Source organism: Luteimonas sp. RC10 (genome assembly GCF_014192745.1).
In the GTDB taxonomy this organism is placed as follows: Bacteria; Pseudomonadota; Gammaproteobacteria; order Xanthomonadales; family Xanthomonadaceae; genus Luteimonas.
The window spans coordinates 391530-417682 of record NZ_JACHYJ010000002.1 but is presented as its reverse complement, the minus strand read 5'-3'; the positions used below and the strand labels follow the sequence as shown (position 1 = coordinate 417682).

Below are 26153 nucleotides of genomic sequence, written 5' to 3'. Positions count from 1 at the left end.
CGCAAGACGACCTTCCTGATGGAGCGTGATCCATGGCGTTTGTCACCGAGTGGTTCTGGTTCTTCCTTCTGCTGCCGATCGCGGCGCTCAGCGGCTGGGTGATCGGGCGACGCGGCGGCGAGCGGCACAGCGATACCCAGGTCAGTCGGCTGTCGACGACCTATTTCCGCGGTCTCAACTACCTGCTCAACGAACAGCCCGACAAGGCGATCGAGCTGTTTCTGCACATCGCCGAGCTCGACAAGGACACGTTCGAGACCCAGGTCGCGCTTGGCCATCTGTTCCGTCGGCGCGGCGAGGTCGATCGTGCGATCCGCCTGCACCAGGGGCTGGTGCAGCGTCCCGATCTCAACGACCAGCAGAAGGTGCAGGCGCTGCTGGCACTAGGCGAGGACTACATGAAGTCCGGCTTGCTCGACCGCGCCGAAACGGTGTTCAGCGATCTGGCCCGCATCGACCAGCGGGCGCCGCATGCGCTGCGCCACCTGATCGGCATCTACCAGGCCGAGCGCGACTGGGCGAAGGCGATCGAGAATGCCACCCGCTACGAAGCGGCGACCGGCGAACCGATGGGCAAGCTGATCGCGCAGTTCGAATGCGAGCTGGCCGATCGCCATCGCTCGGCCGGTAACCCCGACGAGGCGCGTGCGGCGGTCGCGCGCGCGTATGCCGCGGATTCGGGCTCGGTGCGCGCCGGCATCCTCGAGGGCCGGATCGAGATCGATGCCGGCAACGATGTCGCGGCGATCCGCGCGTTCGAGCGCGCAGCCCGCCACGATCCCGATTTCCTGCCCGAGATCCTCGGGCCGCTGCTGGCCGCCTACGAGCGGGTCGGCGACACGCCCGGTGCGCGCAACTTCCTGTCGCAGATGACCGAGCACTACCCGGGCGTGGCGCCGGTCCTGGCGCTCACCCGGCTGGTCGAACAGGAGGAGGGCGTGCATGCGGCGCGCACCTACCTGGCGCGCCAGCTCAAGGACCGGCCGTCGGTCCGCGGCGAGGCGGCGCTGATCGATCTCACGCTTGCCGACGGCGTCGACCATGCCGGCACGCTGCAGGAGCTGCGGCTGATCACCGAGCAGTTGCTGGTGCGCAATCCCAGCTATCGCTGCAAGCAGTGCGGTTTTGGCGCGCGCAGCCATCACTGGCAGTGTCCCAGCTGCAAGGAGTGGGGCACGATCAAGCCGCTGCTGAACTACGCCGTGGTCTGAGTGCAGCCGCAGGCGCTCATCGCAGTCGCCGCCCTGGCCCTGGTCTCGGCGTTGGCGGGGACCTGGCTGGCGCGTCGCTATGCGCTCTCGCGCCAGTTGCTCGACGCCCCGGGCGAACGGCGCAGCCACGTGGTGCCCACCCCGCGTGGCGGCGGTATCGCAATCGTGGTCGTGATGCTGGGCGTGTTCGCATGGACGGCCTGGCAGGCGGCCTTCCCCGGCGTGCCCCTGGCCTTGCTGGCCGGCTTGGTGCTGGTTGCCGGCATTGGTTGGGTCGACGACCACCGGCCGTTGTCGCCGTGGTCCAGGCTGGCGGTCCACGCGATCGCCGGGGCGTTGTTGGCGGTCGCGGTGGTCCATGCCGGTCAGCCGCTATGGTGGGGCGCGGCGGTGTTCGTGCTGGCGGTCGGCCTGATCAATGTCTGGAACTTCATGGACGGGATCGACGGCATCGCGACGAGCCAGGCGATGCTGGCGGCCCTGGCCGTTGTGTGGGCCGCCGGGGCCTGGGGCGGGGCCGGCATGCTGGCGATCGCACTGCTGGCCGCGTGTGGCGGCTTTCTGCCGTTCAACTGCCCGACGGCGCGGATCTTCCTGGGCGATGTCGGCAGCGGCAGCCTCGGCTTCGTGCTGGCGGGCCTGATCGCGGCAACGTCGCTGGAGATCGGTCACCCTGCGGTCTGGGCGCTGGGTTTTCCGCTGGCGCCGTTCCTGATTGACGCGTCGTTGACACTCGTTTCACGCATGCTGCGCGGCGAACGCTGGTGGACGCCGCATGTGCAGCATGTCTACCAGCGCGCCGTGCAGGCCGGGCATCCGCATGCGAGGGTCGCCGCAGGCTATGCGGCGCTGTCGATGGTCGGGGTGCTGGCGTGCGGATTGCTCGCCGGGCACGGTCGCCCGGTTATCATCGGAGCCTTGGTCGCATGGTATTTGCTCATTGTCTCCGTCTGGTGCGCGGCCCGCGTCCGCTTGCTCGCCGGGCAACGTTGCCCTCAAGGATGAATCCCGATGCATGATGTAAGGACCCGCCTCGGCGTCCTGGGACCCCGCGTGGCGGTGGTCGTGCACGATCTGGCCATGGTGTGGCTGTGCTGGGTCGGCCTGCACCAGTTCCGTCTCTCGGTCATGGCACTGGCGCCCGCCTTCTCGCCGGTGTCGGTTGAGGTTGCGCTGATCCTGATCGCGCAAGGCGTGATCTTCTGGCGCGTGGGCCTGTACCGCGGCGTGTGGCGTTTCGCCAGCATTCCGGATCTGCTCAACATCGTGAAGGCGTCGGTGCTGGGCCTGCTCGCGATCCTGCTGGTGCTGTTCGTCTACAACCGGCTCGATCTCGTCCCGCGCAGCGTGCTGATCGTCTACCCGTTGCTGCTGGCAGCGTTGCTGGGCATGCCCCGGCTTCTGTACCGGGCCTGGAAGGACCACGGCAGCGTGCGGCTGGACCAGACCGCGACCCGGGTGCTGATCCTTGGGGCCGGTCAGGCCGGCGAGACCCTGGTGCGCGATCTGCGCCGGACCGGCGCCTACGATCCGGTCGGGTTCCTCGACGACGCGCCGAAACTGCGCGGCAGCCAGTTGCAGGGCGTGCCGGTGCTCGGCCGGGTCGAGGACGTGGAGCGGATCGCGCCGGAGACCGCCGCCAAGCTGCTGGTGATCGCGATGCCGTCGGCCGATGCCGCGGCGATGCGCCGCGTGGTCGCGGCCTGCGAACGGACGGCGCTGCCGTTCCGGACCGTGCCCCGGCTCGACGACCTGCTCGAAGGCCGCTCGCTGCCGGGCGAACTGAAGGAAGTCGCGATCGAGGATCTGCTCGGGCGCAAGCCGGTGCTGCCGGACTGGAAGGCGATCCGTGGTTGGTTGCGCGGGCGCTGCGTGCTGGTGACCGGTGCCGGCGGTTCGATCGGCTCGGAACTGTGCCGGCAGTGCGCGCGCCATGGCGCCGCGCAGATCGCGCTGGTGGAGATCGACGAACTCGCGCTGACCCGCATCGAGGCCGAACTGCGGCGTGATTTTCCGCATATCCGGGTCACGCCCGTGCTCGGCGACTGTGGCGATCCCGCGGTGATGGGGCACGCGATGCGGCTGTCGTCGCCAGATGCGGTTTTCCATGCCGCGGCCTACAAGCAGGTGCCGGTCCTGGAGCAGCAATTGCGCGAGGGCGTGCGCAACAATGTGCTGGCCACCCGCAATGTCGCCCGTGCGGCGGTCGAGCACGGCGCGAGCACGTTCGTGTTGATCTCCACCGACAAGGCAGTCGATCCGGTCAACGTCCTCGGTGCGACCAAGCGCCTGGCCGAGATGGTCTGCCAGGACCTGGCGAGCGCCGGCGGGACCGGCTTTGTGACCGTGCGCTTCGGCAATGTGCTCGACTCGGCCGGCAGCGTGGTGCCGCTGTTCCGCGAACAGATCCGGCGCGGTGGCCCGGTGACGGTCACCGATCCCGAGGTGACCCGCTACTTCATGACCATTCCCGAGGCCTGCCAGCTGATCATGCAATCGGTCGCGATCGGTGCCTCGCAGGCCGTCTACACGCTCGATATGGGCGAGCCGGTCTCGATCCGCCTGCTGGCCGAGCAGATGATCCGCCTCGGCGGCAAGCAACCCGGCCGCGATGTCGCGATCGTCTACTCTGGGTTGCGTCCAGGCGAAAAGCTGCACGAGACCCTGTTCCACGCCGACGAACGCTACCGGCCCACCGTGCATCCGAAGATCCTGCAGGCCGAGGCGCGTCCCGTGCATCCCGACAAGCTGGCCGCGGCGCTGGCGCGCCTCGAGGATGGCGTCGCGCGCTACGACCTCGAGCAACTGGGGGCAACGCTGCGCGACGCCGTGCCCGAGTTCAAGCCGGCCGCCGCGGATGCGACACTGCAGCGCACCAGTACCACAGCGACCATCGTCGCCTTTCCCCCACGACACGCGAGACAACCATGACGCAAAGGATTCGAAAGGCGGTGTTTCCCGTCGCCGGCCTGGGAACGCGGTTTCTGCCCGCGACCAAGACCGTTCCCAAGGAAATGCTGCCGATCGTCGATCGCCCGCTGATCCAGTACGCGGTGGACGAGGCGATCGAGGCCGGTTGCGACACACTGGTGTTCGTCACCAACCGCTACAAGCACGCCATCGGCGACTACTTCGACAAGGCCTACGAGCTCGAAGACCGGCTCGAGGCGTCGGGCAAGCACGAACTGCTGGAGAAGGTGCGCCGGCCGCTGCCCGACGGGGTCCGCGCGATCTTCGTGACCCAGCCCGAGGCGCGTGGCCTGGGCGATGCGGTCCTGTGTGCGCGACCGGTGGTCGGCGACGAGCCGTTCGCGGTGATGCTGCCCGACGACCTGTTGTGGAACCGGGGCGGCGACGGCGCGCTCAAGCAGATGGCCGATGCGCACGCGCAGACCGGTGCGAGCATGATCGCGGTGCAGGACGTGCCGCCGGAGAAGACCGCCAGCTACGGCATCGTGGCCACCGATGCGTTCGAGGGTCGGCATGGCCGCATCCACTCGATGGTCGAGAAGCCCAAGCCCGAGGACGCACCGAGCACGCTGGCGGTCGTTGGCCGCTATGTGCTCGATGGACGCATCTTCGCGCTGCTCGAGCAGACCCAGCCGGGGGCGGGCGGGGAAATCCAGCTCACCGACGCCATTTCGGCCCTGCTCGCCGAAAAGCCGGTGCATGCCTACCGCTTCCGCGGCACGCGCTTCGACTGCGGCACGCACCTGGGGCTGATCGAGGCGACGATCCGTTACGCGCTCGACAACGAAAAGCTCAGCGAGCCGGCCGCGGCGCTGATGCGCAATGCGCTTGACGAACTCGGCGTCCGCGACCTCGATTGACCGCACAGGCCACGGGTTCGCTTGCGCCTGGCTGCGTGAGCGGGCCCGTTTCGCGCCGCGTCACGGCGCCGTGGCGCAATCCGGAAAACGGGCGAGATACTCACGCAGCGGGGGCATCTTCAGCTCGGCGCGCAACGCGTCGACCTGTCCCGCATCTTCCAGCGGCTGCGGCGCGCGTCGGCCCTCGATACAGGTGACCTGGGTGCCGTAGCGCTGGCGGCCGTCGAGCTTGAGCATGACCCGGTCGTAGAGAAAGCCGTAGCGGGTGGGCATCGGGCCGCCGGCATGGCGCTGTTGCATGGCGAGCAGCGCCGCGTGCTGGAGATCAGGCCGCTGGTCGGCGTGCTGGACCAGCAGCCACAGCTGGGCCTGCGCCTGTTCGGGCAGTGCGGTGGGCGCGGGCCAGCCGTCGTGACGGCCCATCAACTGCGCCGCGAACGCGGCGTTGTCCGCGTCCAGCCGGCGCACATCGTCGCCGAGCGCGAACGCGTAGGTCGCGTACAGCGGATCGCCGGGCGTCATCTCGCGGCCGGGCACGCCATCGAGGGCATAGCGCAGGATCTGGTCGTTGATGGCGCGCCGTTGCAGGTCCGCAGCCAGCGTGCCGGCGTCATCGGCGTCCGGCGCCGGGGCCTGGACTTGGGACACGATCTCCACCGCGCGGCGCAGGCCCAGCACGTACGGCCACGCGTCCCGGGCGGACGCTTCGAAGGCCGGCCAGTCGTCGAATGCGGACGCCGTCGCTTCCGCATCCAGGATCAAGCCGCACCGCCGGTCCCCGTAGCAGGCCTCGGGGAGCGCCGCGGCGTCGACGCCGCGCGTGCGCAAGCTGTCACGTAGCGCCGCGGTGCGTGCACGCCGTGCGGCCTCGGCCCATCCTAGAAGCGCCTGCCAGTGCGCGCGCTCGGCCGGATCGGGCGAGAAGCGCGGCCGGATCCAATCCAGCCGGGTCAGATCGACCGCCTGTTCGCTGGGAACACGATCGAGCAGCTCGGGCGTCGGCGTGCCGGCCCACGCGGTCGAACCGGCAGCGAGCAGCAGCAGCGCGCTCAGCGCTCGGCGCGTTGCGCGGTCCATCAAGCGGAGGTCGGCCGGGCAGGGTGCCCGGCCGGTGACTCAGGCATCGGCATCGTCGACGACGATGATCTGCGCCGAGACCTGGGCCGAGAGCTGGGTCCGCGAGGTCGTGCCGCCGGCGACGGCGTCGATCTCGGTGTCGGTGAGGTCACGCGCGAGCTGGCGGCTGAGCAGGCGGAAGCTGCCGGGCGCGTCGGCGGCGGGCGATTGGGCGGCGGGTCCTGGCTTCGACATGGCGACGTCTCCTTTTCGATTCGCGGCGCCGTCGACATGGCGGCGTCCTTGGTGTCTTAGTCCATGACCGTCCCCTGTGTCAACTCATCCGTAAAGCGCAGGCTCGCGGTGTCGGGCGCCGACCGGCCGCTCGCATGGTGGCTGCGGTCTGAGGTAGAACACCCGCATCGCCATCGACGGAACGCTCTTCATGCCTGGACATCTACGCGTGGTCACCCATCCCGGAGATGTCCATGCAGGCGCGGTGGCATGGGCGCTCGCCGATCGCGGGATCGCGACGCGCTGGATGTGCCTGAGCGACTTTCCGGCGCGCGCGACCCACAGCTTCGAGCTGGGCGAGACCGCGCATGCGGTGTCGGGCAGCCTGCCCGATGCCGACTGCGACTTCGTGTGGATCCGCCGGATCGGACGCTCGCCCGGCGTGCCGGACGGCCTGGATGCCCGCGATGCGGAGGCCTGCCGCCGCGAAAGCGAGCGCTTCTTCTGGGGAATGCTGCATGTGCTCGCGCCGCAGGCCTGGTGGGTCAACCCGCTGACGAGCTTCATGACCAGCCGGCACAACAAGTTGCATCAGCTGCGTCTGGCGCAGGCCTGCGGCATGACGGTGCCCCAGACGCTGGCGAGCAACGATCCGGCGCGTATCGGCGCGTTCGTGCGCGCGCACGGCGGCCGCGTCATCGCCAAGCCGTTCTTCCCACATCTGTGGAACACGCGCGATGGCCGTTCGTACGAGTATCTGTCCTCGCTGGTGACCGAGCAGGATCTGGCCGATCCGCGTGTCCTGCAGGCGTCCCCGCTGATCTACCAGCACTTCGTCGACAAGGCGTTCGAGGTGCGGGTGGCGATCTTCGGGCAGGCGGTGATCGCCGCGCGGCTGGATACGCGCGGCGATCCCGATCTGGCGGTGGACTGGCGCCACGCTGCCAAACATCCGACGGTGACGCCGTTCCAGCTGCCCGATCATGTGCGCGAGGGCTGCCTGCGGGTCATGGCGATGCTGGGCCTGGTCCACGGCTCGTTCGACTTCATCGTCCGGCCGGATGGCGGCTTCGTCTTTCTGGAGGTCAATGAGTCCGGGCAATGCCTGTGGATGGAAGAGGATTGCCCGGACCTGCCGGTGCTCTCGGCCCTCGTGGGCCTGTTCCTGGCGCGCAGGCCGGACTTTTCGGACGCGGATCTGGCGCAGTTCCCGTACCGGTTCGCGGCGTTCCGGGGGAGCCCGGACTACGAGGCGTTCCTGCAGGGCGCGGCCCAGGACCACCTGCCGGTGTCGATGGAGGGCGTGGTGTTTCAGGAGTGAAGCGCGTGCGTCGCGTGGCGGGATCGCAAAGCGGTCCGGACCGAGGGGAGCGCGGCTTCCGGCTGGCAGGCCGCTGCCGTTTTCGAAGAAGCACGCTCATTTTCGCGAACGAGGGAGATGAAGCAAAAAAAAGCACGCCCGCAAGGGGCGTGCTTTTCGGTCGCCTGGCGATGTCCAAGGACACCGCGGCGGATGGATCAGGCCAGGCCGGCCTGCTTCATCACTTCGGCAGCATAGTCCTCGACGACCTTCTCGATGCCTTCGCCGACGGCCAGGCGCTTGAAACCGAGCACGTCCGCGCCGGCAGCCTTGAGCGTGGCCTCGACCGTCTTGTCGGTGTCGAGCACGTAGGGCTGACCGTAGAGCGTGACCTCGTTGACGATCTTGTTGAGCTTGCCGCTGATGATCTTCTCGAGGATGTCGGCCGGCTTGTTCTTGTCCTTGTCGGACATCTTCGCCAGCTCGATTTCCTTTTCCTTCTCGATGAACTCGGCCGGGACATCGGCGGCCTTGTTGTGCGGCGGGTTCATCGCCGCGACGTGCATCGCCAGGCCGCGCGCCAGATCGGCATCGCCGCCCTGCAGCTCGACCAGCACGCCGATGCGGCCGCCGTGGACGTAGGCCGCCAGGTTGTGGCTGCTCTCCATCCGCACGATGCGGCGCACCTGCACGTTCTCGCCGACCTTGGCGATGACCGCAGCGCGCGCTTCCTCGACGGTCTCGCCCGAGGCGAGCTTCGCGGCCTTGAGCGCGTCGATATCGGCAGCGCCCGAGGCGAGGGCGGCCTGGGCGACGGCTTCGGTGAAGCGCAGGAAGTTGTCATCCTTGGCGACGAAGTCGGTCTCGGAGTTGATCTCGACCAGCACCGCGGCGCGATCGTCCTGGGTGGCGACGATGCGGCCTTCGGCGGCGACGCGGTCGGCCTTCTTGTCGGCCTTGGCCAGGCCCGACTTGCGCAGGGCTTCGGCGGCGGCGTCGATGTCGCCGGCGGTCTCGCCCAGCGCCTTCTTGCACTCCATCATGCCGGCGCCGGTGCGCTCGCGCAGTTCCTTGACCAGGGATGCGGTGATTTCCATGGATGACCTCAGTGTTCGGTGGATGCGTCGGCCGCGCGGAGCACGGCCGGTCGTTGGCGGTCGCCGTTCGCAAGCGAACGGCGACCGCGCCGGAGGCGCTGCGGCTGCGCAGCATGGCGCAGCCGCATGTCGCGGCGATTACTCGGCCGCGGCTTCCTCGGTCTTCTTGCCGCGCGGGGCGCGGGCCGGCTTGTCGCCGCCTTCTGCAAACTCTTCCTCGCGCACGGTCGCCGCGCTCGGCGCGGCCGCCTTGCCTTCGAGCACGGCGTCGGCCGCGGCGTTGGCGTACAGCTGCACGGCGCGGATCGCGTCGTCGTTGCCCGGGATCGCGTAGTCCACCAGCGCCGGATCGTAGTTGGTGTCGACAACGGCGATGACCGGGATGCCGAGCTTCTTGGCTTCCTGGATCGCGATGTTCTCGTGGCCGATGTCGATGACGAACAGCGCGTCGGGCAGGCGGTTCATTTCCTTGATGCCGCCCAGCGAGGCCTCGAGCTTGTCGCGCTCGCGACGCAGGCCCAGCACTTCGTGCTTGACCAGCTTGTCGAACGTGCCGTCGGTCTCGGCCGACTCGAGTTCCTTCAGGCGCGACACCGACTGCTTGACGGTGCGGAAGTTGGTCAGCGTGCCGCCCAGCCAACGCTGGGTCATGTACGGCATGCCGCAACGCTCGGCCTCTTCCTTGATCGCCTCGCGCGCGCTGCGCTTGGTACCGACGAACAGGATCATGCCGCGCTTCTGGGCGATGCCCGAGATGAAGTTCATCGCGTCGTTGAACAGCGGAACCGTCTTCTCGAGGTTGATGATGTGGATCTTGCCGCGGGCGCCGAAGATGTACGGCGACATCTTGGGGTTCCAGTAGCGCGTCTGGTGGCCGAAGTGCACGCCGGCTTCCAGCATCTGGCGCATGGTGATCTGAGGCATTTCGATAGTCTCGTGATGGTGGAATCGAGCGAAGCCGGTGTCGTGGCAAGTCCGCACGCAGATGCGCAGGCACTTGGCGATCGGATTCGCATCTCGATTCCGGGGTTGGGCCTCCCCGTCGCCTCCGTGGCCGAACCTCTTGCGAGGCACCCCGGCACGGGTCGATGCGACAGGTGTGTATTCGCCGGTGACGCCCGGCGTTGCGTGTCGGGCCCGACGAGCGGGCACGGCAAGCGCGGGATTCTACCCCGCGCTGCCGACTGGGCGCAATCGGCCCGGGGCCGGAACCTAGAAGCGGATGTCGACCCGGAGCGTGTCGCGGTACACCCCGGGCGGCGGCGTGGGCTGGGTCGGGTCGATCAGCGCCCGGTACGTGAAGCCCTGCGCGGTCGCGCCGGTGTGGACGCCGGGATTGAGCTCGGCGCCGGCGCTCGAGCGCCGCTCGGCACCGACGCTGCCCCAGCGCTCCCCCGAGGCCGCGCCCTTGTAGAGCGCGTAGCGCAGGAACTGGGTGGGCGCGAGGTCGTCGCGCATGCGCCGCCAACCTGCGGAGAAATGCTGCCCGTCGTCGATTCCGACCGTGTATGCGGCGCCCGCGCTGCAGCGGACGGTGATCTGTTGCACCACGGGCTCGAAGGCGCCGGCCAGCGGTGCGCTGCCAAAGTCCAGGGGCGGGGCCGAGATCGCGCAGTCGTTCTCCAGCCGCAACACGACATTCACCGTCACCGGGATGCCGGTGCCCCAGTTGATCGGCGTCAGCAGGCCCGGGCGGACGAAGCCGGGACTCTGCGAGTAGGCGCAGACCGGCCCAAGGCCGAGCGTGCAGATCGAGAAGTACCAGCGCAGATTGACCGTGCCGGTATAGGTGCCCGCACGCAGGCCCGGGGTGGGCGCGGTGCGGATGTACAGCGGCAGGCTGCCGCCCGGTCCGCTGAAGAGGTTGAGCAGGTTCAGTGCCGAGAAGTCGAATTCCTGACCCTGACCGATCTGCGGCCCGGTGCTCTGGGCCAGCACCGTGAACGGGATCGACGGTCCGCCGCCACCGTGGGCCAACTGGAAGGTCGAGCTTTCCAACCGCACCTTGATGTACGAGGCGCTGAGCAAGGCCAGTGCACTGCACGCCAGGCCGCCGCTGCCGGCCGCCTGGCGCGGGCTCTGGGCCAATGCCAGCGTGCCGGTCGTGCCGAGATCGGCCTGCGCGCTCGTCACTGTGCACGAGCCGGTGTCCTGCGCCTGCACGGCGCCGGCCACGCACAGCATGCACAGCATCAGGACAGAGGCCAGCTGGCACAGCAGGCGGCTGCGCGGACTCGGGGCGGCGTGGGCACGCGGGCGCATCATCGGCAGACCAATGGGCCGATCCGCGCCATTGCCTCGATGTCGGCCTCGAGCGTGAAGCGCGCAGTGCAGGACGGTTGGTCGGGCGGGTGTGCGGTGAGCACGTTGTCCAGCGCCAGTCGCGACAGGTAGACCAGCCCGTCCCAGCCCACATGGGCTTGTTCACCCTGATCGCTGGTCACCGGCGTGCCCGGTGCGAGTTCGACGCCCCGGGCATCGTGCAGGGTCACCAGGGCGGCGCGGGCGCGCTCGACCGGGAAGCGCATCACAAAGCCACTGCCGCGGCGGACCGCGACGCGCTGCTCGACCACCGGCGTGTGCACATGTGCGGGCAGTTGCAGCGGATCGATCTCGAACTTCGCCGCGTAGTGCGCGCCCGACCAGGGCACCAGTAGCCGGCCGTTGCGGTCAGTTGTGCCCACGGTCACGTTCTCGTAGCGGACCGGGATGTCCGCAAAGCCGTTGGTGTCGACCACCACGAAGGCATCGGAGATCCGGTTCGACAGGAAGGTGCCGCCGTCCATGCGCACGATTGCACCGGCGGCATTGGCCCACAGCGTGTGCGCGCCGCCGCTGCCACGCAGGCCGCCGCCGAGTTGGACATGGCGGCCGCGCCACAGCGTGTCGAGCTGGAGCTGATCGTCGCCGCCGGCGAAGCGGCTGTAGCCCAGCCCCAGCCCCAGGCCGCCATCGCTGGGGACCGGGCGGGTGTAGCGCAGTCGTTGCGCATCGCCGCGACCGCTGGCGCGATCGTGGGTCGCGGTGACGTTGCCGTTGCGCAGCGAGACGACGACCTGGGCGACCGCCGACCAGGTTCCGGCGTCGATGTCGCGGTTGCCCGACAGGTAGAGCCCGATGTCCGGCCACGGCGACACGCTCCACGACAGGTTGACCAGCCGGGTGCGCGAGGCGTCCGCATTCTCCAGCGCGATATGGCCCAGGCCCACGCTGCCCCAGCGCCCGAGCGCCACGCTGCCGGCGACCACCGTCGTGTGCGGCCGCAACGGCAGCGCGGCCCGCGGGTCGTAGCGTGCGAGGTCGACGAAGTCGTCGTCGCTGCGCTGATGCTGCGCCGACAGCGTGAATCCGCGGCGCGCGTACTGGTAGCCGACATCGAATTGCGCGCCCGACCGGCCCTGCGATGTGCTGTGGCTGTAGGCGGCGTTGACGATGCCCAGCATGCCCAGCCGGGCCGCGCCGCCGGCGCCGACCCGGGTCAGGCCATCGGCTGCCTCGCCGAGCGCCTCGACAGTCAGCGCCTCGGTGAGCCCACGGCTGTAGGCCGCCGAGGCGACGACCGGGCCGTAGGCGAAGTCCTGGAGTCCGTAATCGCGACGCAAGGCGCCGACCGAGAGCGCGAAGTCGCTCAGTCCCGGCGCGAGCAGGCGGCTGCTGACATAGAACGGCACGGCCGTGGCGACCTGCCGGCCCAGCGCATCGGTCACCACGACCACCGCCTCGCCGGCGCCATTGATGAACGGCACGTCGGTCAGTGCGAAGGGGCCGGGATCGACGCGCTCACGCGCGGCGAGCGTGCCGTTGACGTACAGGTCCACGGCCGATGGCACGCCGGCCTGGCCCGCGAACTGCGGCAGTGGATAGGTGACGATGTCGGGCCGGAGCGAGAAATCGCGCGAGAACTGCAGACCGCCGACCCGCACCGGCGAGGTCCAGGCCGGCCCGCGCGTGATCAGGTCGCCCGCTTCCCAGAGCCGCGCATGCGCCTCGTCGACGCGTTGCCAGCGGGTGTCGTAGCGCACGAACGCCCGGCCGCTGCCGCCGTGGCGCCAGGCCCCTGACGACGACAGCGTGCCGGGGTCGCCGAACAACCGCAGATCGGTCCACAGCGAGGCGGCGGTGGACGCATCCGCTGCCCGCGTGGCGTAGAGATCGTAGTTGAGCAGCACCCCGCGGCTGGACTGCGACGGATGCCGGGTGAGCCCGCTGTCGCTGTCGACGTGTTGCAACGGCAGCCAGTCAACGGGCACATCGAGGCGCAGGCGCAGGTGGGCGATGTCGTAGGCGACGGTCACGCCCGGCAGGCGGTCGACCGCGACCCGGCCGTCGCGATCCGGCGTGTCGACGCGCACGTGCAAGGCGCGCAGCGCGGCCGCGTCGACCAGGTAATGGCCGTCGCGCAACTCGACCGGCACCACGCGCCCCGATGCCAGCCCGTTGACCACCAGTTCCAGGTGCACCACGCCCTCGCCGATGGCATCGGTCGCCTGCGGGGGCGGCGGCAGCCGGCCCGGCGGACCGGCCTGGGTCGTCAACGCCGGCGCCAGGCCTGCGCACAACAGCGCCGGCGCCAACCGCACCGATGCCGAGCCCGGCATCAGCGATTCGGCCCTGGCATGCGCGGAATCGTGCGCAGGCGCCGGTGATCGTCCACATGCGCCTCAAGCGTGCCCTCGGCCTGCGTCGCATCGGTCAGCGGCCAGCGTGCGACGCTGCCGGCCAGCACGTAACCCAACTGCGCATTCTGCAAGGGGACGTGCGCGCCGCGCTGCCGACGAAACCCCAGGCCGGTCAGGCGCGCATGGCGGTGGCCGTGGTTGTGCACCAGCAGGAAGGTTTGGCCCTCGCGTTGCTCGAGCGTCCATGCCAGTTGCGGCCCGTCGTGCGCGGCGGTCTCGCCGAGGACGAACAGCGGGATCGAGTAGCGGAACTGGAAGCGCACCCCGGCCGGCGCGTCCGCCTGGGCCGTGTCCGCCGCCTGGACGGGAATCTCGTCGACCACGACCCGGTAGGCGAGCTCGCGGGGCACCGGCGTTGGCGCAGTCCGGGTCAGCCGGACCAACTGCCGCTGGCCCGGCGCGATACGGGTCATCGGCGGTGATCCGACGATGTCGTGCTGGACGCGGTAGTCGTCCTCGCCATCGAGCTGTTGCCAGGCGAACACGCGCAGCTGCAGGTGCGCGGTGGTCCGCCCTTGGTTCTCGATCCACAGCGCGGTGGCCTGCTCGCCGGGCCGGATGGTCGGATTGACCGGCCAGATCAGCAGCGAATTGGCCGCAGGGCTCACGGTCGCTGCCAGCGCCAGCAGTGCGGCGATCAGCCAGCGGACAATGGGGAATGTGGGGCCTTGGCGGCAGGGAGGGATCGGCATGACAGGTCCTTGTCGATGGCCAGGCGCAGGCGCCTCACCAGTCCAGCGTCACGGTGACGGTATCGGTGTAGGTCCCGGGCAGGGCGTCTCCAGGAAGTGCCAGTCGGCCGTGGACCGGCAATGCGACGCCGAGCAGCCCGGTGCCGGGGACGGTGATCGCCTGCGCCTGGTCGATCGCGATTTCCTGGGTGAACGCGGGATCGCGATACAACCGGTACGGGATCCGGCGATCGACCGAGGCATGACGCAGTTGCCGCAGGCCCCCGGCCGCATGCGCGCCCCCGTCGATGCGCATGCGCATCACCACCCCGGCCGTGCAGCGCAGCGTGACCACCTGCGTGGCGCCGGCATTGGCCGTGCGCACGGCGCTCGACAGCGCACTGTCGGTACCGAAATCGAGCGTGGCCATCACGCCCGCGGCGCCGCTGCTGCCCAGGCCGTCGATCGCGCAGCCGGGAATCACCGTGGCCGAGACCGGAAAGGTGGCCTGGGTGTCAGCCTGCAGCGCGCAAGGCGATGCGGCCAGCAGGCTCGCGAGCAGGCCGCCGGCAAGGCGGGCGCCGGGCCGGTGCGGGTGGGCGCACATCGCGGTCGATCAGAGCGTGATCACCACGCCGATGACATCGGTATAGGTGCCCGGCAGCAGCGCCGTCCCCCCGAATGCACGCCCGTAGACGTTGACTGTCTGCGCGCTGCCGTCGGCAGGCAGCGTCAGCGGGTCGCCATTGGCGATCACGGTCGACCTGCCGGCATCGGAGTACAGCTCGTAGCCGATGAAGCGCGGCTCCGCGCCGCCCTGCAGCGCCAGCGCCCGGGTGGCGCCGCCATTGGGCGCTGTGCCTGGGTTGAGGCCGCCATCGAATGCGATGGTGGGCGCCACGCCTTCCGAACACCGGATCGTGATCGCGCTGCCCGCGTTCTGCACCTCGGCATCGGCCTGGTCGAACACCGTGGTCTCGGTGCCGAAATCGAGCGTGCCCAGGGTGCCGGCGCTGGTCCCGTCGGTGGTGTCGACGCCGTTGATGATGCAGCCGGCTTGGAGTGTCATGGTGGCGTCGATCTGGCCGGTGATATCGGCGTGGGCGGTCGTAGCGACCAGCCCGAGCAGGGCGGCGGCGGTCAATGGCATCAAGCGCATGGGACATCTCCGTCTTGTGGGATCGGAAGGACATGCGGGCAGGGAGCGACCGGCGTGCGGTCGTCAGCAGCTGGACGCCGGGGCGGCAAGGTCGCGGCGGCAATGTCGGCGTCCAATGGCGGTCTCCTGTCCGCGCTGCCCGAGGCCGTTGCGGCCCGGCAGCGTCACTGCGTATTCATCGATAAGGCAGTGCATCCTGTGCGCGGCCATACTGAAACGCCCGTCGGTGAAGGGGCCGTGAGTCGGTGGGTGACCCGTGGCAATGGGCGTGTCATGCCGCGATGCCGCGGCCCCGCGCGCGGCAGGCCGGAGCGATCTGCGATAATGGCCGGATGAGCATTCAGACCAAGACGCCCGACGAGATCGAGAAGATGCGCGTGGCCGGCCGCCTGGCCGCCGAAGTCCTGCAGATCGTCGCCCCGCACGTCAAACCCGGGGTGACCACCGACGAGCTGGACCGCATCTGCTACGAGCACATCGTCAACGTGCAGGGCGCGATCCCGGCGAACGTCGGCTACAAGGGCTATCCCAAGACCACCTGCATTTCGGCCAACAATGTCATCTGCCACGGCATCCCGAGCGATGCGAAGGTGCTCAAGGATGGCGACATCATCAACATCGACGTGACCGTCATCAAGGATGGCTGGCATGGCGACACCAGCCGCATGTACTTCGTCGGCACGCCGTCGGTGATGGCCAAACGGCTGGTCGAGGTGACCCGCGAGGCGATGTGGCGCGGCATCCGCGCGGTACGGCCGGGCGCCACGCTCGGCGATGTCGGCCACGCGATCCAGAAGTACGCCGAAAGCGAGCGTTTCAGCGTCGTGCGCGAGTACTGCGGCCACGGCATCGGCAAGGTCTATCACGACGAGCCGCAGGTGCTGCACTACGGCACGCCGGGCACCGGCGTCGTGCTCCAGGAAGGCATGACCTTCACGATCGAGCCGATGATCAACGAGGGCACGCGCTTCACCAAGGTGCTGCCCGACGGCTGGACGGTGGTTACCAAGGACCGCAAGCTCTCGGCGCAGTGGGAGCACACGGTCGCGGTCACCGCCGACGGCGTCGACGTGTTGACCCGGATTCCGGGCGACGACAACGACGCGTTCCTCTGACGTGGGCGAGCGCACCGCCGCCACCGCACCTGCCGCCGACGACGGCGACGCGGCCTGGGTGGCGGAGGCGCGCGATGCGCTCGCCGCGCACGACGCCCGGCTGATCCAGGGCTTCGATGCCGGCCAGCACATCGACCGGCTGCTGGCCGCACGCGCCAACGCCGTCGACGGCTGGGTCCGCAAGGCCTGGGCGCGCTGCATTCCCGGCGAGGCGGTGCTGGCGCTGTTCGCAGTCGGCGGTTATGGCCGCGGCGAGCTGTTCCCGCATTCGGATATCGACCTGCTCATCGTCGGCGAGCCGGAGGTGCAGGCCGCGCACGCCCAGGCCCTGAGCCGGATGCTGGCGCTGCTGTGGGACTTGGGGCTGCCGGTCGGCCATGCGGTGCGCAGCTTTGCGGAGTGCACCGAGGCCGCCGCCGATGCGACCGTGCTGACTGCGCTGCTGGAGGCGCGTCCGCTGCTGGCCAACATCAGCGAGGTGCGCGCGCTGATGGACGCGATCGCCGATCCCAAGGTCTGGCCGGCCGCCGAGTTCTTCCACGCCAAGCGGCGCGAGCTCGAAGCCCGCCACGCGCGCTTCGGCGACACCGCCGACAACCTCGAGCCCAACATCAAGGACGGGCCCGGTGGCCTGCGTGATGTGCACAACCTGCGCTGGATGGCGCGCCGCGTCCTGGGTATCTACGGTCTGGAAGAACTGATCGCACTCGGCCAGCTCGGGGTCGACGAGCACGCCACACTCGAACGCGAGTGGCGCACGCTCTCGCGGCTGCGCTTCGGGCTGCACCTGGTCGCCGGCAAGGCCGAGGAACGGCTGCGCTTCGATTACCAGAAGGCGCTGGCCGCGCGATTGCATCACGTCGAACAGGCCGACAACCCGCTGGTCGAGAAGATGATGCAGGAGTTCTACCGCAGCGCCGCGGTGGTGCAGCGGATCAGCGAACGCCTGCTGCAGCGGTTCGAGGAACAGATCGAGGGCGAGGGCGCGCTGCGGCCGCTCGATGCCGAGTTCGGCGTGCAGCGCGGCTACCTGGTGGCGCGCGATGACGTCTGGCCCGGCGGCGACATCGCGCGGGTGTTCGATCTGTTCGCGATCTGGGCCGACCGGCAGGAGCTGCGCGGCCTGCACTCGCAGACCGCGCGTGCGCTGGCCGAGTCGCTGCATGCATTGCCGTCGTGGCGCAGTGCCTCGCCGGCGCTGCGCGAGCAGTTCATGGCCCTGCTGCGTGGGCCCACGCCGGTGCGCACGCTCGAGCGCATGGCCAGGCTCGGCGTGCTGGGGGTATGGATTCCCGAGTTCGCCAATGTCACCGGGCGGATGCAGTTCGACCTGTTCCACGCCTATACCGTCGATCAACACACGCTGGCGGTGCTGCGCAACATCGCCAGTTTCGCCTCCGAGGCGCCGGACGAGCGGTTTTCCACCGCACACGAAGTGTGGCCGCAGCTGCGCAAGCCCGAACTGTTGCTGCTGGCTGGCCTGTTCCACGACATCGGCAAGGGGCGCGGCGGCGACCATTCGGAACTGGGCGCGGTCGATGCGCGCGCGTTCTGCGAGGGCCATGGGCTGGGCGAGACCGACACCGCGCTGGTCGAATGGCTGGTGCGGCGCCACCTGTTGATGTCGACCAGCGCGCAGAAGCTCGATATCTCCGACCCGGCGGTGATCCACAAGTTCGCCGCCGAGGTCGCCGACCGCGAACGGCTGGATTACCTGTACCTGCTGACCTGCGCGGACATCGCCGGCACCTCGCCCAAGCTGTGGAACGCCTGGAAGGACCGGCTGCTGACCGATCTGCGCAGCGCCACGCGGCTGGCGCTGCGCCGGGGTCTCGAGCACCCGGTGGCGGCGATCGAGCGCATCGCCGAAGCGCGCGACCGCGCCCGTGGACTACTGTCGGCCCACGGCATCGACGATGCCCAGGCCGACGCCCTGTTCGCGCGGATTCCGCAGGAGAGCTTCCTGCGTGGGCGCGCCGACCAGGTGGTGTGGCAGGCGCTGGCGCTGCGCGACAGTGCCCAGGGCGGGCTGGTGGTGCGTGTGCGCCGGCTTGCCGCCGGGGCACAGGCGTTGGAGGTGTTCGTGCATTCGCCCGATCGCGACGGTCTGTTCTCGGCGATCGTGATCACGCTCGACCGTCTGGGTCTGGCGATCCAGCAGGCGCGCGCGCTCGATGGGCCGGGCGGCACGATCTTCGACGTCTTCCAGGTGCTGCCGATGGACACGCGCCATCCGCTGGAACTGGCCGCGATCGAGCGCAAGCTCGCCACCGTGCTCGGCGGGGCGCTCGACCTGCGCCCGGCGCGTCGTGCCCAGCCGCGCCACCTGCGGCACTTCCGCGTGCCGCCGCGGATCGAATTCAATCCCGGTGCCGACGGACGACATACAGTCTTCAGTCTGGTGTGCACCGACCGGCCGGGCCTGCTGGCCGACGTCGCGCATGTGCTGCGCCAGCACGGCATCCGCGTGCACGATGCGCGCGTGGCGACGTTCGGCGAACGCGTCGAGGACGTGTTCCGGCTCGTCGGCGCCGACGGCCAGCCGCTCGACGAGGCGGCGCAGGACACGCTGCGCGCTGCGTTGCTCGCTTCGATCGACGGTGACATGGCACGATAGCGCCCCTGTTTTTCCCCACGAAGATCCGCCATGACCCACGCGCTGCAGACATTGATCGAGGACGCGTTCGCGCGTCGCGCCGAGCTCACCGCCCAGGAGATCGGCGATGTGGTCAAACCGGCGGTCGAACAGGCGATGGCCGGCCTGGAATCGGGCGAGCTGCGCGTGGCCCAGCCTGATGGCAACGGCGGCTGGCAGGTCAACGAGTGGCTCAAGAAGGCGGTGCTGCTGTACTTCCGCAGCAACGACATGGCGGTGATCGATGCCCAGCCGGCGCCGTTCTGGGACAAGGTCGAGGCGCGCTTTGCCGGCTTTGATGAAGCGCGTTTCAAGGCCGCCGGCGTGCGCGTGGTGCCGGGCGCCGCGGTGCGCCGCGGCACGTACTTCGGCCGCGACGTGGTGCTGATGCCGAGCTTCGTCAACATCGGTGCCTACGTGGGCGAGGGCACGATGGTCGACACCTGGGCCACGGTGGGCTCGTGTGCGCAGATCGGCAAGCACGTGCATCTGTCGGGCGGCGCCGGCATCGGCGGCGTGCTCGAACCGCTGCAGGCCAGCCCGACGATCATCGAGGACCATTGCTTCATCGGCGCGCGCTCGGAGGTCGTCGAGGGTGTCGTCGTCGGTCACCACAGCGTGATTGGCATGGGCGTGTTCCTCGGCCAGTCGACGCGCATCTACGACCGCGCGACCGGCGAGATCTCCTATGGCTACGTGCCGCCGGGCAGCGTCGTGGTCTCGGGCCAGCTGCCGGCCAAGGACGGCTCGCATTCGCTGTACTGCGCGGTCATCGTCAAGCAGGTTGATGAAAAGACCCGCAGCAAGACCTCGGTCAACGAGTTGCTGCGCGGCCTGGCCGACTGAGCCGGCCGGACGGCCGCCGCACTTGCAGCGGCCGACGACCTCACGCCGGGTCGATCCCGGCGCTTGTTCAAGGACTCTCCCATGACCACGCTCTACGGCCTGAAAAACTGCGATACCTGCAAGAAGGCGCGCAAATGGCTCGACCGCTTCGGTGTCGCGCACACCTTCGTCGACTACCGCGATGACAAGCCGACCCCCGAGACGCTGGTCGCCTGGGCCACGCAGCTGGGCGGTTTCGAGGCGATGGTCAACAAGTCCTCGACCACGTGGCGGCAGTTGCCCGACAACCGCAAGGCTGCGGCCAGTGAGGCGGAATGGAAGCTGCTGCTGCGCGAGTACCCGCAGCTGATCCGGCGCCCGGTCGTGGTCACCGAGGACGGCACGGTCACCCAGGGCTTCAGCGACAACGGCTTCAAGAAACGCTTCGGCATCGACTGAAAGGCTCCGGCGCAAGGCTCCCGGCGGGCGTGTCATGCCCTCCTGCCGGGCCAACCGCCGGTGTGCGTGCACTGACCGTGTTCCAAGCGAGCTGCCATGTCCGACGTTCTCGATCTCACCTGTGACCTGATCGCCCGCCGCTCGGTGACACCCGATGATGCCGGCTGCCAGGCGCTGCTCGCCGGACGCCTGGCCCAGGCGGGCTTTGCGATCGAATCGCTGCGCTTTGGCGACGTCGACAATCTCTGGGCCACGCACGGGGCCGGCGGGCCGGTGCTGGTGCTGCTCGGCCATACCGACGTGGTGCCCAGCGGCCCGGTCGCGGACTGGCGCTCGGATCCGTTCGTGCCCGAGATCCGCGACGGCGCGCTGTACGGGCGCGGGGCGGCCGATATGAAGGGCAGCGTCGCCGCGTTCGTGATCGCGGCCGAGCGCTTCGTCGCCGCGCATCCCGAGCATCCCGGCACGCTGGCGGTGCTGCTGACCTCCGACGAGGAAGGCGCGGCGATCGACGGCGTGCGCCGGGTCGCGCGCACGTTCGCCGAGCGCGGCACGCGGATCGACTGGTGCATCACCGGCGAGCCGTCGTCGACCCGGCGCCTGGGCGATCTGCTGCGCGTGGGCCGGCGCGGCAGCCTGTCGGCCACGCTGACCGTGCACGGCGTGCAGGGGCATGTGGCCTATCCGGACAAGGCGCGCAACCCGATCCATCTGCTGACGCCGGCGCTGGCCGAACTCGTCGGCCGGCACTGGGACGACGGTTTCGACTCGTTCCCGCCCACCAGCCTGCAGGTCAGCAACATCGCCGCCGGCACGGGCGCGACGAACGTGATTCCCGGCAGTGCAACGGTGCACTTCAACCTGCGCTACAACCCGCATTGGGACGCGCCGCGGCTGGAGGCCGAGATCGCCGCGCTGCTGGCGCGGCACGGCCTGGATTGCACCCTCGACTGGCATCGCAGCGGCGAGCCGTTCCATACGCCGGAAGGGCCGCTGCGCGCGGCGGCGCGCGAGGTGCTGACGGCCTTCGCCGGCACCGCGCCTGAGGAAAGCACCGGTGGCGGCACGTCCGATGCCCGCTTCATCGCGCCGTTGGGCGCGCAATGCATCGAGATCGGTCCGGTCAACGCCAGCATCCACCAGGTCGACGAACACGTCCGCGTCGCCGATCTCGAAGCGCTGCCGGCGCTGTATGAGACGCTGGTGGCGCGGTTGCTGCTGCCCGCCGCGCCCGGCTGAGCGCCAGCACGGCAGGATCTGCGGCGGGGCTCGCTACAATGCCCGGCTTCCCGACGCAGGCCTGTGCCCGATGCCTTACACCCCGATCGTCGCCACGCTCGGCTACGTGCTGTCCCCCGATCGCCGACGGGTGCTGATGATCCACCGCAATGCGCGGCCCGGCGATCAGCACCTGGGCAAGTACAACGGCCTGGGTGGCAAGATCGAGCGCGACGAGGACGTGGTCGCCGGCATGCGCCGGGAAATCCGCGAGGAAGCGGGCATCGAGTGTGACAGCCTGCGCCTGCGCGGCACCGTCAGCTGGCCGGGCTTTGGTCGCAACGGCGAGGACTGGCTGGGCTTCGTGTTCGTCATCGACGCCTGGCATGGCACGCCGCTGACCGCCAACCCTGAAGGCACGCTGGAATGGGTCGAGGCCGATCGCGTGCTCGAGCTGCCACTGTGGGAAGGCGACCGCCAGTTCCTGCCGCTGGTGTTCGACGACGATCCGCGCGCCTTCCACGGCGTGATGCCGTATCGGAACGGTGCCATGCAGTCCTGGTCGTACTCGCGGGTCTAGGCCGCTTTCAGGCTGGTTTTGGCGGGCCGCGGGACGGCTGAACGGCGTGCCGTGGCCGGCGCGGCGTGTGCGCCTGCCGGACACGGAGGCGGGTGTATGCTCCGCGGCCTTCGTGCCCTGCGATCGCCGTGGGGCGTACGCGCGAGGTGGACATGGCGGTGTCGATGCGACGTTCGCTGCAGACGGTCAGCGCCTGGTCGATCGCGCATGCCGAGGCGCTGCGCCGTGTCGCGATCGTCGCGGGTGTCCTGGCGATCGGCGCACTGCTCGCAGTCGCCTTGCACGGCTTGTGGCACGAGTTGCGCTACGACGAGATCGTCGCCGCGATCGAGGCCACGCCGGGTCTGCGGATCGCACTGGCGATCCTCGCCACCGCGATCAGCTTCGCCGCACTGGTCGGCTACGACGCGAGTGCGTTGCGTTATGTCGGTGCGCGCGTGCCCGCGCGGACGGTCGCCAAGACCGCGTTCGTCGCCTACGCGCTGAGCAACACGATCGGCCTGGGCGTGTTCACCGGTGGCGCGGTGCGCATGCGGCTCTACGGGGCCGCGGGCGTGGAGCCGGGCGAGGTGTCGCGCGCGATCGTCTTCAATGCATCCGCATTCGGGCTTGGCGCCTGCGCGGTCGGCGGCGCCGGGCTGTGGTGGGATGCCGCTGCGCTCGCGCCGATGCTGCGCCTGCCGGCCTGGGCCGTGGCCTCGCTGGGTGCGCTGGCGGTGGCGGCGGTGCTCGGGCTGCTGGTGCTGTGCCAGATCCGCGGGCACGTGGGCCGTCTCCGCCTGCCGAGGCCCGGCCTGGCATGGACCCAACTGGCGCTGTCGATCGTCGACATCACCGCGGCCGCCGCGGTGCTGTGGCTGCTGCTGCCCGAAGGCGCGGTCGGCTTCGCGACGTTCCTGGGCTTCTATGCCGCGGCCGTGGTGGTGGGGGTGGTCAGCCATGTGCCGGGCGGGCTGGGCGTGTTCGAGGCGGTGATGCTGGTCGCGCTCGCCGATCGCGTGCCGGCGGGCACGCTGGCCGGTGCACTGGTGCTCTATCGCCTGGTCTATTACGTGCTGCCGCTGCTGATCGCGCTGGGCGTGCTGGTGCTGCACGAGACCGGACGGGTGGCATCGCCGGCGCGTCGGTTCCTGGCCGGGTTGGCACCGCGTGTGCTGGCGGGCGCAACCCTGGTGGCGGCGGTGATGCTGCTGGTCTCGGGCGTCACCCCGGCCACCGGCCGCGCGCTGCGCATGCTCGCGCTGGTCCCGCTGCCGCTGATCGAGGCGGCGCATTTCCTCAGTTCGGTCATCGGCGTGTTGTTGCTGTTTGTCGCGCGCGCGTTGCTGCGGCGGCTCGATGCTGCCTGGTGGGCGGCGGTCGTGCTGGTGGCGCTGGCGCTGGTGTTCGCGCTGCCCAAGGGCGTGGCGGTGACCGAGGCGGCGGTGCTGGCGGCGCTGTTGCTGGCGCTGCTTGCCTCCAGGCGTCAGTTCACGCGCCGCGCCTCGCTGCTGGCGGTGCCGTTCACCGGCGGCTGGCTGCTGGCGATGGCGGTGATCTGCATCGCGGTGGTCGGCCTGCTGTTCTTCGCCTATCGCGATGTCGCCTACGCGCACCAGTTGTGGTGGCAGTTCGCGCTGTCGGGTGAGGCGCCGCGCTCGTTGCGGGCCTTGGTGGCGATGGCGGTGGTCGCGCTGGCGCTCGCGCTGCGGCAACTGGTACGTCCGGCCGCGCCGCCGCCGCCATTGCCCGATGCCGCGCAACTCGCCCAGGCCCAGGCGATCGTGCGTGCGCACGACAGCGCCGACGCGGGGCTGGTGCTCACTGGCGACAAGCATCTGTTGTTCTCGCCGGCCGGCGATGCCTTCCTGATGTACGGGCGGCAAGGCCGCTCATGGATCGCGCTGTTCGATCCGGTCGGCCCGTATGAGGCCTGGCCGGACCTGGTGTGGACGTTCCTGGAGCGCGCGCGCGATGCAGGGGCGCGCGGCTGTTTCTATCAGGTGGGCCCGGAGGCGTTGCCGCTGTACCTCGATGCCGGCCTGCGGCTGTTCAAGCTGGGCGAGTACGCGAGCGTGCCGCTGCCCGGCTTCTCGCTGCAGGGCAGGCGGCGCGGCAGTCTGCGTACCGCCGTCAACCGCGCCGAGCGTGCGGGCCTGCGGTTCGAGATCGTCGACACGCCGCAGGTACCGGCGCTGCTGCCCGCACTGCGGCCGGTGTCCGATGCCTGGCTGGCGCAGCACCGGACCGCGGAGAAGCGCTTCTCCATCGGCGCGTTCGATCCTGCGTATCTCGCTCGGAATCCGATCGCGGTGGTGCGCGACGAGACACGGATCATCGCGTTCGCCAGCCTGCTCCTCGCAGGCGATCCGGCGGGCGAGGCGTCGGAGGCGAGCATCGATCTGATGCGCCACCTGCCCGATGCGCCGCCCGGCACGATGGATTTCCTGTTCGCGCGACTGCTTCAGCACCTGGCCGCAGACGGTTACCAGCGCTTCGGGCTGGGCATGGCGCCGCTGTCGGGCATGGCGACCCACGCACTGGCGCCGCAGTGGCATCGCATGGGGCGGCTGTTGTTCGCGCGCGGCGAGCAGTTCTACAACTTCCGTGGGCTGCGCGCGTTCAAGGACAAGTTCGATCCGCAGTGGAGTGCGCGCTATCTCGCCTCGCCCGGCGGCATCGCGCCGCTGCTGGTGCTGGCCGATGCCGCGGCATTGATTGCGGGCGGCTACCGAGGAGTGTTGTCGAAATGAAGCCGGTCGTGATGTGGGGCGTTGTGGCGGCGTTGCTGCTGGTGGGGCCTGCAGCTGCGCAGGAACGGCTGCGGCATGGGTTCTTCGAGGACGTCGTGCTGACACGGCCGGCCGGGCAGGCGACGCATACCGTGTTGTTGCTCGACACGGGCGACGACCACGCCACCGCGCAGGCCCTGGCGGACGACGGTGCCCTGGTGGCCGAGATCGATGTGGCGCGGTTGCGGGCGGCGCTCGCGCGCAGCGCCGCGGCCTGCGTATTCCCGGATGGGGATCTGGAAAACCTCTCGCACTGGTTGCAGGGGTATGCGCGATTGCCCGACTACCGGCCGCCGGTCCTGGTCGGCCAGGGCGAAGGCGCGGCGCTCGTCTACGCGATGGCCGCGCAGGCCCAGCCGGGCGTGTTCGCCGGCGCGGTCACGCGCGGCGCGTTGCCGCCGCTGGCGCTCGGCAAGCCGCCTTGTCAGGGGGCAGGCACGCTGTTCGCGGCGCACACGCCTCAGCCCGATACGGTGACGCTGCAGCCAGTCCCGGCCCTGGTCATGCCCTGGCTGGCACTGACCAGCACGGCCGAACTGGGCGCGCTCCAGCGCTTCGCGCGTGGCATCGACGGCGCCGCGGTGCGCGCGCATGGCGATGCGCCGGCGCCGTTGCGCGCCGCCGTCCAGCGCCTGGCGCGCCTGTCGGCGCGCGCGCAGCCGGCCGCACCACCTTCGGACGTGCGCGATCTGCCGCTGGTCGAGGTGCCGGCCCGCGGGCCGGCGCAGCCGGTGTTCGCGATCCTGCTCAGCGGCGACGGCGGCTGGGCAGGGCTCGACACCGAGGTCGCCGATGCCTTGGCCGCGCGCGGCATCGCGGTGGTGGGATTCGATTCGCTGCGCTATTTCTGGTCGGCGCGCACGCCCGACGGCCTGGCCCACGATCTCGACCGCGTGGTGCGGAGCTACGCCGCGCGCTGGGGCCGGGCGCAGGTGTTGCTGATCGGCTACTCGCAGGGGGCCGACGTGCTGCCTTTCGCGGTCAACCGGCTGTCGCCGGCCACGCGCGCGACGGTCGCGCACACCGTGCTGATCGGGCTGGGCCGGCGTGCCTCGTTCGAGTTCCATGTCGGCAACTGGCTGTCGGCGAGTGATCCCGACGCGCTGGAGATCGCACCCGAAGTGCTGCGCCTGTCGGCCGACCAGGTGCTGTGCATCGAAGGCGAGGGCGACGATGACGCCACCTGTGCGACCTTGCCACCCGGTCACGTCACCGTCCGGACCTTGCCGGGCGGCCACCATTTCGACGGCGACTACGCGCGCCTGGCCGGCGCGATCCTGGACAGCGTCGGCGGGACCGCGCCGCCGCGCTAA

General features: G+C 69.9%; 22 protein-coding genes. 13 read left to right on the top strand and 9 right to left on the bottom strand.

Translation table 11 applies throughout. From position 1 onward, the window contains the following. Window positions 1-32: 32 nt before the first annotated feature. The 4 genes from lapB to galU are packed head-to-tail and all read left to right on the top strand — an operon-like array spanning window position 33 to window position 5041. A complete protein-coding gene (gene lapB, locus FHW73_RS05670; protein ID WP_183425737.1) occupies window positions 33-1211 on the top strand; it encodes a lipopolysaccharide assembly protein LapB in 1179 nt (392 codons plus the stop codon). Further along, a complete protein-coding gene (locus FHW73_RS05665; RefSeq protein WP_345776148.1) occupies window positions 1212-2216 on the top strand; it encodes a glycosyltransferase family 4 protein in 1005 nt (334 codons plus the stop codon). It begins immediately after the preceding gene. A 6-nt stretch (window positions 2217-2222) separates the two neighbouring features. Then, window positions 2223-4142 (top strand): nucleoside-diphosphate sugar epimerase/dehydratase, encoded by a 1920-nt coding sequence (locus FHW73_RS05660; RefSeq protein WP_183425736.1) that lies wholly within the window; start codon window positions 2223-2225, stop codon window positions 4140-4142. Next, on the top strand, window positions 4139-5041 hold the full coding sequence (gene galU, locus FHW73_RS05655) for a UTP--glucose-1-phosphate uridylyltransferase GalU (RefSeq protein WP_183425735.1): 903 nt from the start codon (window positions 4139-4141) through the stop codon (window positions 5039-5041). Before FHW73_RS05660 ends, galU begins: the two co-directional genes overlap by 4 nt. A gap of 60 nt (window positions 5042-5101) precedes the next feature. On the opposite strand, the gene FHW73_RS05650 is transcribed toward galU, so the two are convergent. Together FHW73_RS05650 and FHW73_RS05645 are read right to left on the bottom strand one after the other, a co-directional pair. After that, on the bottom strand, window positions 5102-6118 hold the full coding sequence (locus FHW73_RS05650; protein WP_183425734.1) for a DUF6624 domain-containing protein: 1017 nt from the start codon (window positions 6116-6118) through the stop codon (window positions 5102-5104). 39 nt (window positions 6119-6157) lie between these two features. Continuing rightward, window positions 6158-6352, bottom strand: coding sequence for a hypothetical protein (locus FHW73_RS05645; protein WP_183425733.1), 195 nt, complete (start codon window positions 6350-6352; stop codon window positions 6158-6160). Window positions 6353-6542: 190 nt separating this feature from the next. Here FHW73_RS05645 and FHW73_RS05640 point away from each other — a divergent pair, with 190 nt between their 5' ends. Next, window positions 6543-7652 carry a hypothetical protein gene (locus FHW73_RS05640; RefSeq protein WP_183425732.1) on the top strand — a complete coding sequence of 370 codons (1110 nt, stop codon included), beginning with the start codon at window positions 6543-6545 and terminating at the stop codon, window positions 7650-7652. 197 nt (window positions 7653-7849) lie between these two features. Here FHW73_RS05640 and tsf read toward each other — a convergent pair whose 3' ends face one another. The 7 genes from tsf to FHW73_RS05605 all read right to left on the bottom strand — a co-directional run bounded on the left by tsf (window position 7850) and on the right by FHW73_RS05605 (window position 15237). Further along, entirely contained in the window at window positions 7850-8728 is an 879-nt protein-coding gene (gene tsf / locus FHW73_RS05635; protein ID WP_183425731.1) for a translation elongation factor Ts, read from the bottom strand. Between the two features lie 138 nt (window positions 8729-8866). Beyond that, entirely contained in the window at window positions 8867-9652 is a 786-nt protein-coding gene (gene rpsB / locus FHW73_RS05630; RefSeq protein ID WP_183425730.1) for a 30S ribosomal protein S2, read from the bottom strand. Between the two features lie 288 nt (window positions 9653-9940). Beyond that, window positions 9941-10990 carry a spore coat U domain-containing protein gene (locus FHW73_RS05625; RefSeq protein WP_221187430.1) on the bottom strand — a complete coding sequence of 350 codons (1050 nt, stop codon included), beginning with the start codon at window positions 10988-10990 and terminating at the stop codon, window positions 9941-9943. After that, window positions 10990-13326, bottom strand: coding sequence for a fimbria/pilus outer membrane usher protein (locus FHW73_RS05620; RefSeq protein WP_183425728.1), 2337 nt, complete (start codon window positions 13324-13326; stop codon window positions 10990-10992). Before FHW73_RS05620 ends, FHW73_RS05625 begins: the two co-directional genes overlap by 1 nt. Next, window positions 13326-14099, bottom strand: a complete 774-nt coding sequence (locus FHW73_RS05615; protein ID WP_183425727.1) for a fimbria/pilus periplasmic chaperone — start codon at window positions 14097-14099, stop codon at window positions 13326-13328. Before FHW73_RS05615 ends, FHW73_RS05620 begins: the two co-directional genes overlap by 1 nt. 34 nt (window positions 14100-14133) lie before the next feature. Next, window positions 14134-14685: a spore coat U domain-containing protein gene (locus tag FHW73_RS05610; RefSeq protein WP_183425726.1), complete on the bottom strand. Its 552-nt coding sequence runs from the start codon at window positions 14683-14685 to the stop codon at window positions 14134-14136. Between the two features lie 9 nt (window positions 14686-14694). Beyond that, complete coding sequence (locus FHW73_RS05605) at window positions 14695-15237, bottom strand: spore coat U domain-containing protein (RefSeq protein ID WP_221187429.1); 543 nt, start codon at window positions 15235-15237, stop codon at window positions 14695-14697. Window positions 15238-15569: 332 nt separating this feature from the next. Between FHW73_RS05605 and map the strand changes: the two genes are divergently transcribed. From map to FHW73_RS05565, 8 genes are all read left to right on the top strand, one after another. Next, window positions 15570-16352 (top strand): type I methionyl aminopeptidase, encoded by a 783-nt coding sequence (map, locus tag FHW73_RS05600; RefSeq protein ID WP_183425725.1) that lies wholly within the window; start codon window positions 15570-15572, stop codon window positions 16350-16352. Between the two features lies 1 nt (window position 16353). Next, entirely contained in the window at window positions 16354-18969 is a 2616-nt protein-coding gene (gene glnD / locus FHW73_RS05595; RefSeq protein WP_183425724.1) for a [protein-PII] uridylyltransferase, read from the top strand. Between the two features lie 30 nt (window positions 18970-18999). Further along, window positions 19000-19833 (top strand): 2,3,4,5-tetrahydropyridine-2,6-dicarboxylate N-succinyltransferase, encoded by an 834-nt coding sequence (gene dapD / locus FHW73_RS05590; RefSeq protein WP_183425723.1) that lies wholly within the window; start codon window positions 19000-19002, stop codon window positions 19831-19833. 81 nt (window positions 19834-19914) lie between these two features. After that, complete coding sequence (locus tag FHW73_RS05585) at window positions 19915-20271, top strand: arsenate reductase (RefSeq protein ID WP_183425722.1); 357 nt, start codon at window positions 19915-19917, stop codon at window positions 20269-20271. A 96-nt stretch (window positions 20272-20367) separates the two neighbouring features. After that, a complete protein-coding gene (dapE, locus tag FHW73_RS05580; protein WP_183425721.1) occupies window positions 20368-21510 on the top strand; it encodes a succinyl-diaminopimelate desuccinylase in 1143 nt (380 codons plus the stop codon). 70 nt (window positions 21511-21580) lie between these two features. Then, complete coding sequence (locus FHW73_RS05575; protein WP_183425720.1) at window positions 21581-22069, top strand: 8-oxo-dGTP diphosphatase; 489 nt, start codon at window positions 21581-21583, stop codon at window positions 22067-22069. Window positions 22070-22233: 164 nt separating this feature from the next. Beyond that, on the top strand, window positions 22234-24801 hold the full coding sequence (gene mprF, locus FHW73_RS05570) for a bifunctional lysylphosphatidylglycerol flippase/synthetase MprF (protein ID WP_183425719.1): 2568 nt from the start codon (window positions 22234-22236) through the stop codon (window positions 24799-24801). Further along, window positions 24798-26153, top strand: coding sequence for a virulence factor family protein (locus tag FHW73_RS05565; protein WP_183425718.1), 1356 nt, complete (start codon window positions 24798-24800; stop codon window positions 26151-26153). Before mprF ends, FHW73_RS05565 begins: the two co-directional genes overlap by 4 nt.

What these genes read in the sequence shown, in the direction of transcription:
- lapB (WP_183425737.1), top strand. Translation starts at nt 33, where the DNA reads ATGGCGTTTGTCACCGAGTGGTTCTGGTTCTTCCTTCTGCTGCCGATC.
- FHW73_RS05660 (WP_183425736.1), top strand. Translation starts at nt 2,223, where the DNA reads ATGCATGATGTAAGGACCCGCCTCGGCGTCCTGGGACCCCGCGTGGCG.
- galU (WP_183425735.1), top strand. Translation starts at nt 4,139, where the DNA reads ATGACGCAAAGGATTCGAAAGGCGGTGTTTCCCGTCGCCGGCCTGGGA.
- FHW73_RS05650 (WP_183425734.1), bottom strand. Translation starts at nt 6,118, where the DNA reads ATGGACCGCGCAACGCGCCGAGCGCTGAGCGCGCTGCTGCTGCTCGCT.
- FHW73_RS05645 (WP_183425733.1), bottom strand. Translation starts at nt 6,352, where the DNA reads ATGTCGAAGCCAGGACCCGCCGCCCAATCGCCCGCCGCCGACGCGCCC.
- FHW73_RS05640 (WP_183425732.1), top strand. Translation starts at nt 6,543, where the DNA reads ATGCCTGGACATCTACGCGTGGTCACCCATCCCGGAGATGTCCATGCA.
- tsf (WP_183425731.1), bottom strand. Translation starts at nt 8,728, where the DNA reads ATGGAAATCACCGCATCCCTGGTCAAGGAACTGCGCGAGCGCACCGGC.
- rpsB (WP_183425730.1), bottom strand. Translation starts at nt 9,652, where the DNA reads ATGCCTCAGATCACCATGCGCCAGATGCTGGAAGCCGGCGTGCACTTC.
- FHW73_RS05625 (WP_221187430.1), bottom strand. Translation starts at nt 10,990, where the DNA reads ATGCGCCCGCGTGCCCACGCCGCCCCGAGTCCGCGCAGCCGCCTGCTG.
- FHW73_RS05620 (WP_183425728.1), bottom strand. Translation starts at nt 13,326, where the DNA reads ATGCCGGGCTCGGCATCGGTGCGGTTGGCGCCGGCGCTGTTGTGCGCA.
- FHW73_RS05615 (WP_183425727.1), bottom strand. Translation starts at nt 14,099, where the DNA reads ATGCCGATCCCTCCCTGCCGCCAAGGCCCCACATTCCCCATTGTCCGC.
- FHW73_RS05610 (WP_183425726.1), bottom strand. Translation starts at nt 14,685, where the DNA reads ATGTGCGCCCACCCGCACCGGCCCGGCGCCCGCCTTGCCGGCGGCCTG.
- FHW73_RS05605 (WP_221187429.1), bottom strand. Translation starts at nt 15,237, where the DNA reads ATGCGCTTGATGCCATTGACCGCCGCCGCCCTGCTCGGGCTGGTCGCT.
- map (WP_183425725.1), top strand. Translation starts at nt 15,570, where the DNA reads ATGAGCATTCAGACCAAGACGCCCGACGAGATCGAGAAGATGCGCGTG.
- dapD (WP_183425723.1), top strand. Translation starts at nt 19,000, where the DNA reads ATGACCCACGCGCTGCAGACATTGATCGAGGACGCGTTCGCGCGTCGC.
- FHW73_RS05585 (WP_183425722.1), top strand. Translation starts at nt 19,915, where the DNA reads ATGACCACGCTCTACGGCCTGAAAAACTGCGATACCTGCAAGAAGGCG.
- dapE (WP_183425721.1), top strand. Translation starts at nt 20,368, where the DNA reads ATGTCCGACGTTCTCGATCTCACCTGTGACCTGATCGCCCGCCGCTCG.
- FHW73_RS05575 (WP_183425720.1), top strand. Translation starts at nt 21,581, where the DNA reads ATGCCTTACACCCCGATCGTCGCCACGCTCGGCTACGTGCTGTCCCCC.
- mprF (WP_183425719.1), top strand. Translation starts at nt 22,234, where the DNA reads ATGCGACGTTCGCTGCAGACGGTCAGCGCCTGGTCGATCGCGCATGCC.
- FHW73_RS05565 (WP_183425718.1), top strand. Translation starts at nt 24,798, where the DNA reads ATGAAGCCGGTCGTGATGTGGGGCGTTGTGGCGGCGTTGCTGCTGGTG.